General features: G+C 61.1%; 7 protein-coding genes. 2 read left to right on the top strand and 5 right to left on the bottom strand.

Going from position 1 to position 6,514, the window contains the following annotated elements; all coding sequences use genetic code 11:
• Positions 1-91 precede the first annotated feature (91 nt).
• Genes hsaB through hsaA form a run of 4 tightly spaced genes read right to left on the bottom strand, consistent with a single transcriptional unit; the run spans position 92 to position 3,634 of the window.
• Complete coding sequence (gene hsaB / locus ACHIRB_RS29705; protein ID WP_395112314.1) at positions 92-658, bottom strand: 3-hydroxy-9,10-secoandrosta-1,3,5(10)-triene-9,17-dione monooxygenase reductase subunit; 567 nt, start codon at positions 656-658, stop codon at positions 92-94.
• Between the two features lie 7 nt (positions 659-665).
• Entirely contained in the window at positions 666-1,571 is a 906-nt protein-coding gene (gene hsaC / locus ACHIRB_RS29700; protein ID WP_395126646.1) for an iron-dependent extradiol dioxygenase HsaC, read from the bottom strand.
• Entirely contained in the window at positions 1,571-2,449 is an 879-nt protein-coding gene (gene hsaD / locus ACHIRB_RS29695) for a 4,5:9,10-diseco-3-hydroxy-5,9,17-trioxoandrosta-1(10),2-diene-4-oate hydrolase (protein ID WP_199705092.1), read from the bottom strand. The genes hsaC and hsaD overlap by 1 nt, the downstream gene beginning before the upstream one ends.
• 9 nt (positions 2,450-2,458) lie before the next feature.
• Complete coding sequence (hsaA, locus tag ACHIRB_RS29690; RefSeq protein ID WP_395112307.1) at positions 2,459-3,634, bottom strand: 3-hydroxy-9,10-secoandrosta-1,3,5(10)-triene-9,17-dione monooxygenase oxygenase subunit; 1,176 nt, start codon at positions 3,632-3,634, stop codon at positions 2,459-2,461.
• A 192-nt stretch (positions 3,635-3,826) separates the two neighbouring features.
• On the opposite strand from hsaA, the gene ACHIRB_RS29685 reads away from it, so the two are divergent.
• Positions 3,827-4,996 carry a Rieske 2Fe-2S domain-containing protein gene (locus ACHIRB_RS29685; RefSeq protein ID WP_395126645.1) on the top strand — a complete coding sequence of 390 codons (1,170 nt, stop codon included), beginning with the start codon at positions 3,827-3,829 and terminating at the stop codon, positions 4,994-4,996.
• A gap of 3 nt (positions 4,997-4,999) precedes the next feature.
• Positions 5,000-5,347 (top strand): hypothetical protein, encoded by a 348-nt coding sequence (locus tag ACHIRB_RS29680; RefSeq protein WP_395112303.1) that lies wholly within the window; start codon positions 5,000-5,002, stop codon positions 5,345-5,347.
• Between the two features lie 63 nt (positions 5,348-5,410).
• On the opposite strand, the gene ACHIRB_RS29675 is transcribed toward ACHIRB_RS29680, so the two are convergent.
• Positions 5,411-5,920, bottom strand: coding sequence for a transglycosylase family protein (locus ACHIRB_RS29675; RefSeq protein WP_395112300.1), 510 nt, complete (start codon positions 5,918-5,920; stop codon positions 5,411-5,413).
• Positions 5,921-6,514 lie beyond the last annotated feature (594 nt).

The raw sequence follows: 6,514 nt of genomic DNA, 5'->3' as shown, positions 1-6,514 counted from the left end.
TTTCAAGCCCGACCCGCACACCACCTCAACGCCACGCGCGATTCAGCAACAGCCTCCCCAACCGCCAAAAGGACTCACGAGGCCGAAGGCCCTACAGCCAGGTATCGAGCGATGTTGTCGTGAGAAAGGCTTCGAGGTCGTCGCGCCAGGGCGCGGGCACGGTCTTGTCAGGTTCGATTGCTGTGTACTGACCTCGGTAGAACAGCAGCGGCCGTTCGTCTTTGAGTTCGCTGAGCGACGAGACACGACCGAAGACGACGAAGTGGTCGCCGCCGTCGTGTACCTGCTCCACTGTGCAGTCGATGTGGGCGAGGGCGCCGTCGAGGATGGGCGAACCCAACGGTGACGGTTGCCAGCCGATGCCTGCGAACTTGTCCGGCTCGCGGGAACCGAATCGCGCGCAGGTCGCCTGCTGTTCTTCGGCGAGGACGTTCACGCAGAACTTTCCGGACTGCTCGATCGCCGACCACGACCGCGACACCTTGGTCGGGCAGAAGAGCACAAGCGGCGGGTCGAGGGACAGCGCGGCAAAAGACTGGCAGGCGAATCCGACGGGCCCCTCGGCGTCCATCGTCGTGATGATGGTGACGCCGGTGCAGAACTGGCCCAAGACCGTCCGAAAGGTACGGGGATCGAGCGCACCGGGATTCACGGTCACCTTTCAATCACCCACCAGTCATCCCGACGCTGAAGTCGTGACCCCACAGACTCACCGCCGTGCTTTCTCTGGCAATCCAGTCCTCGTCTTCGACTTGCCTTCCTTCACAACCGAATTCGACGTCGAAACCACCGGGTGTCTTCATGTAGAAGGACAACATCAGGTCGTTGACATGGCGACCGAGGGTCGCCGACATCTTGACCTTGCGCCGTAGTGCCCGGTCGAGGCAGAGCCCGACGTCGTCGGAGTTCTCGACCTCGATCATCAGGTGAACGATGCCACTCGGTGTCGGCATCGGCAGGAATGCGAGGGAATGATGGCGTGGATTGCATCCGAAGAAGCGCAGCCATGCGGGCGTACCGTCCGCAGACCGACCGAGCATCTGCGGGGGCAACCGCATCGAGTCACGCAGCTTGAAGCCGAGTATGTCGCGATAGAAATGCAGAGCCGCTGCGTCGTCGGTGGTCGACAGGACGACGTGTCCGAGTCCTTGTTCACCGGTGACGAACTTGTGCCCGTATTGGCTGACGATGCGCCGGTGTTCGAGCGCTGCACCGTGAAATGCCTCAAGCACGTTTCCCGACGGGTCCTCGAACGAGATCATCTCGTCGACCCGACGGTCCTTCAGCTGTTCTGCAGTGCCTTCCTTGTGCGGTACTCCGGCCGCGTCCAGGCGGTCGCGAATCTCCTGCAGTTCAGCGGCATTGGCGGTCTCCCAGCCGGAGACCAGCAATCGGTCCTTATCGCCGGGGGTGATGACGAGGCGCGCTGGAAAGTCGTCCATCCGTAGGTAGAGCGAATTCGGGTCGCTGCCTTTACCTTCGACCATTCCGAGAATCTTGAGACCGAATTCTCGCCACGCCGCCATGTCGGTGGCTTCGATGCGCATGTACGCCAGTGATCGAATACCCATCATGCGCCTCCCTCTAGCAGGAAATCTGCTGCGAGCCTGTTGAACTCGTCGAACTTTTCGAGTTGCGCCCAGTGCCCGCAGCCGCCGAATACGTGCAGTTGCGCACGCGGAATCATTTTCAAGGCAACGAGGGCGCCGTCGAGCGGATTGACGCGATCTTCCCTACCCCAGATGAGCAGGACCCGTTGCCGCAGCTTGTACGCCTCGCGCCAGAGCATGCCCTTTTCGAAATCGGCACCGGAGAACGACCGACCCATCGCCTTGGCGGCCGCAAGAGACTCGGGAGTGCTTGCTGCCGCGAATCTTTCGTCGATCAACTGCGGGGTGATCAAGGATTGGTCGAACACCATGATGCGCAGAAATGCTTCGAGCGACTCACGCGTCGGCGTTCCGCTGAACTTCGCGAGGTTCTTGACACCCTCGGTCGGGTCCGGCGCGAAGAGGTTGACGCTCAGGCCGCCCGGACCCATCAACACCAGCCTGCCTGCGCGTTTCGGGTAGTCGAGTGCGAACCGCACCGCGGTACCGCCACCGAGCGAATTACCAAGCAGATGAACACGTTCGGTGATCTGCAGGGTGTCGAGCAGATCGTTGAGAGCCGTCGCACTGTGTACGAAATATTGCGGATGCTCGGTCGGCTTGTCGGATTGCCCGTAGCCGGGTTGATCGACAGCGATGACGTGGAACTTCGCCGCGAGCACCGGAATGTTGCGCGCGAAGTTGGACCACGACGAGGCACCTGGTCCGCCGCCGTGCAGCAGCACGATCGTCGGCCCGTTACCGGCTCCGGCTTCGTGATAGTGCAACGCCAAGTCGGGCCGCACCTGCGCGATCCGAGAGGTTGATTCGTAGGTAACGGCCTGCTCGACAGCAGTCACAAATATCCCCTAGACCATCGTGTCCGAGATCGGCAGACCGAACTCGCCGGCACCGAACATCATGTATGCGCGTTCCGGGTCGTTTGCCGCGTGAACACGTCCGGCATGGGCGTCACGCCAGAACCGTTGCAGTGGTGTGCCGTTCGACAGAGCGGTTGCTCCCGAACTTTCGAAGAGCTTGTCGATGGACGAGATTGCCCGGCCCGTTGCGCGCACCTGATCACGTCGAGCACGCAGACGCATTTCGAACGGCACCTCTTTGCCCGCGGTCAGCAGTGCGTACTCGTCGGCGACGTTGCCCGACAACTGGCGCCACGCGGCGTCGATGTCGCTGGATGCCTCGGCGATGCGGACCTTGGCGAACGGGTCGTCCTTGGCCTTCTCGCCTACGAATGCGGCGCGGACCCGTTTGCCCTGATGCTCGACGTGAGCGTCGTAGGCGCCGTATGCCATACCGACGATCGGAGCGGAGATCGTCGTGGGATGGATTGTGCCCCATGGCATCTTGTAGACCGGCGCGGTGTTGCGTTCGAGGCCTGGCGCCGTGAGGTTGCTCATCGCTCGGAAGCTGAGGGTGTGATGACGAGGAACGAAGGCATCTTTGACGATGACGGTGTTGCTGCCGGTGCCACGTAGACCGACAACATTCCAGACGTCGTCGATGCGGTAGTCCTCGCGCGGAATCAGGAAGCTGACGAAGTCGACCGGGCGACCGTCCTTGATCACCGGACCGCCGAGCACAGCCCAATCCGCATGATCACAACCCGACGACCAAGCCCAGGCACCGTTGACCTTGTAGCCGCCGTCGACGACCTCCCCAGCACCCATTGGCGCGTAGGACGAGGAGATGCGGACGTCGGAGTCCTTGCCCCACACGTCTTCCTGCGCCTCTTGGGGGAACAGCGCCAGATGCCAGTTGTGCACACCGATGATCGAGGACACCCATCCCGTCGACCCGCAGGCACTCGCGATCCGCCGAACCACGTCGTAGAACAGGGTCGGGTCGGCCTCGTAGCCGCCCCACTGGGAAGGCTGTAGCAGGCGGAAGAACCCGGTCTCCTGTAGCTGCTTGATCGATTCGTCCGGAATGCGCCGTAGATCTTCGGCGTCCTGCGCGCGTTCACGCAATGTCGGTAGCAGCGCTTCGACCCTTGCTACGACCTCATGGTTGTCGTGGTCACTCACTCCGACGCTCCTTTTTCGGTGCCGTGTTTCACTGCTCCTGAGACTAGAACACGTTACCGTTTATGTCGAGATGCGGCCTTGCTAGCAGGTCAGACAACACAGCAGGCGCGGTGGAACCGGCCAAAATCTAGCGTTTCTGACACAAGTTCTATAACGTGTTCTAGTACAAGCCAAGGGAGCGGACGAGATACTATGGCGAAGATTCGGGAGATCGATGTCGGCACAACGCCGACCCGGTACGCACGAGGCTGGCACTGCCTCGGACTCACGGAACCCTTCAAGGACGGCAAGCCACACGCGATCGAAGCGTTCGGAACCAAGTTGGTAATTTGGGCCGACGGCGCGGGCGAACTGCGAGTCCTCGACGCGTACTGCCGTCACATGGGCGGCGATCTCACCCAGGGTGAAGTGAAAGGCGACGACATCGCCTGCCCGTTCCACGACTGGCGCTGGGGCGCGAGCGGAAAATGCACGTCGATTCCATACGCCCGCCGAGTACCGCCGCTGGCTCGCACGCGCGCGTGGACGACTCTCGAACAGAACGGACAGTTGTTCGTCTGGCACGACCATGAAGGCAATCCGCCGCCCGACGACGTCACGATCCCACGCATCGAAGGCGCATACAGCGACGAGTGGACCGACTGGACCTGGAACTCGATGCTCATCGAAGGTGCCAACTGCAGGGAGATCATCGACAACGTCGTCGACATGGCGCACTTCTTCTACATTCACTACGCGTTCCCGACGTACTTCAAGAACGTCTTCGAGGGCCAGGTCGCCACGCAGTACCTGAACACCAAGGGCAGGCCCGACATCGGCATGGCGTCGCAGTACGGCGGCGACACCCTGCTCAAATCGGAAGCCTCGTACTTCGGCCCGTCGTACATGGTCAATCCGTTGATCAACATCTACGGCGGCTACGAAGTGGAATCGGTGCTGATCAACTGCCACTACCCCGTGACGCAGGATTCTTTCGTCCTGCAGTGGGGGGTCAGCGTGAAGAAGCCGGCAGGTATCGACGACAAGACGTCGCAACGGCTCGCCGAGAAGTTCACCGAGGGCATCAGCGTCGGCTTTTTGCAGGATGTCGAGATCTGGAAGAACAAGTCGAAGATCGACAACCCGCTGCTCTGCGAGGACGACGGACCCGTCTATCAGCTGCGACGCTGGTACGACCAGTTCTACGTCGATATCGCCGATGTCACCGACAAGATGACGCAGCGATTCGAGTTCGAGGTCGACACCACGAAGGCGAACGAAGCGTGGGAGGCGGAGGTGCAGGAGAATCTGCGCCGCAAGAAGGAAGCAGAAGCAGCCGCGGAAAATCAGCCGACGGTCGCCGAACATCCCGCGGGCGTGTAGCCGATGAGCGGGTCGTCATGGGCAAAGGCACCGGACTTCGCCGGCCAACCCGGCAGGATCGATGCCGTCCGCGCCCAGACAGCCGTCGACAAGCAGAACTATCTCGACTCGGGCATGCAACCCGTGCAGTGCCGGACGTGCGCAACGAACGTGCTCGTTCGGAAGAACAGCTTCAAACACACAAGCGTGCAGTGGACCGCCGAACCCGAACGGACGTGCCCAGTTTTCCGTGACGCGGCCGCACAGGGCACCGGCGCACCGCGGCCGGATTCCTGCGCACAACTGCAGGCCAGCATCAACCGCGCGGTCGTCGAAGGCTTGATCGAAGTACGCGACCGAGACGGGCGCTAGAACGCACTCACGCACAGAACCCCCGACCGCTTCGGTCGGGGGTTCTTGTGTCGAAACTGTGGATCAGTTACGAACAACGCTTTCGATCGCACTGGAGACGTCGACGTCGATGCCGTTCTGCTTCGCGGCCTGGTCGACCTGCTCGGCGGCAAGGACGATCGGATCGGTCGGACGTGCCGGTGCGGGAGCCGGAGCGACCTCGGGGGCCGGTGCAAGGTCAGGCTTGCTGTCGGTGGTCAAGCCGGTACCACAGGTCGGCCATGCGCCCTTGCCCTGCGACGCGAGAACGTTCTCGGCAACGCGGATCTGCTCTTCCTTCGACGCGTTGTGCGCCGAACCCGAACCACCGTTCGAGGACCATGTGCTCGGCGAGAACTGCAGGCCGCCGGAGTAGCCGTTGCCGGTGTTGATGGCCCAGTTGCCGCCCGACTCACACTGTGCGACGGCGTCCCACTGTGCGACGGATGCTGCCGAGGCGGTGCCGCTACCGAGTGCCAGCGGCGCGACGGCGATGGCGCTCGCAGCTGCTGCGAAGGTGGCGGTGCGCTTGATGGTGGTGATGACGGTACTCATAAGTTTGTGAACCCTTTCCACATTGTTTGGCGAGATCAGCGCATGTCGGGCGCGCTGAAGCGTCTTCCGTTGTGGTGATCGCTTCTCGCATTTGCCGCCGGGGATGTTTATCGTCCTCACCTGGCGGGCAAGTACTCGTAATACGTAGGTCGTATTAGCGGTTTCGAACTGCCGATAACGTTACCGTAACGTCGCGCCATTGTCTGCGGTCGAACGTCACTATTGACAATCGCTACATCTATCAAGAATCGAGCAAAAGCCCAGCTAGAATTCATTTCCTTGATTGATTCACGCCATTGTTGCGAACGTAAATGTAAGCCGCGTCATATCCATGTTGAGACGTGGGTCACGTTTTCGATCGGATTCAAAGGGTATTCCTCGGACACGAAACGTCGAATCGACGTAATAACGTCGTGCAAAAATCACAACGACGCCCGTACGACTTCGTATCGGTTCCAACGCAGCGAAAGCATTCCTGACCTGCAAGAACTGCTGGCATTGTCTAGAACGAATTGCCACCTGCAGAAGCCGATGCGCACTAGCCCAGATCTTTCTCCGGGCTGACGTGCCGGCTTGATCTGTTTCGGATTGGGT

This window comes from Antrihabitans spumae (assembly GCF_043944905.1).
GTDB classification, from domain to species: Bacteria; Actinomycetota; Actinomycetes; order Mycobacteriales; family Mycobacteriaceae; genus Antrihabitans; species Antrihabitans spumae.
The sequence above is the reverse complement of the archived record's forward strand: the minus strand, read 5'-3'. Positions and strand labels throughout refer to the sequence as shown.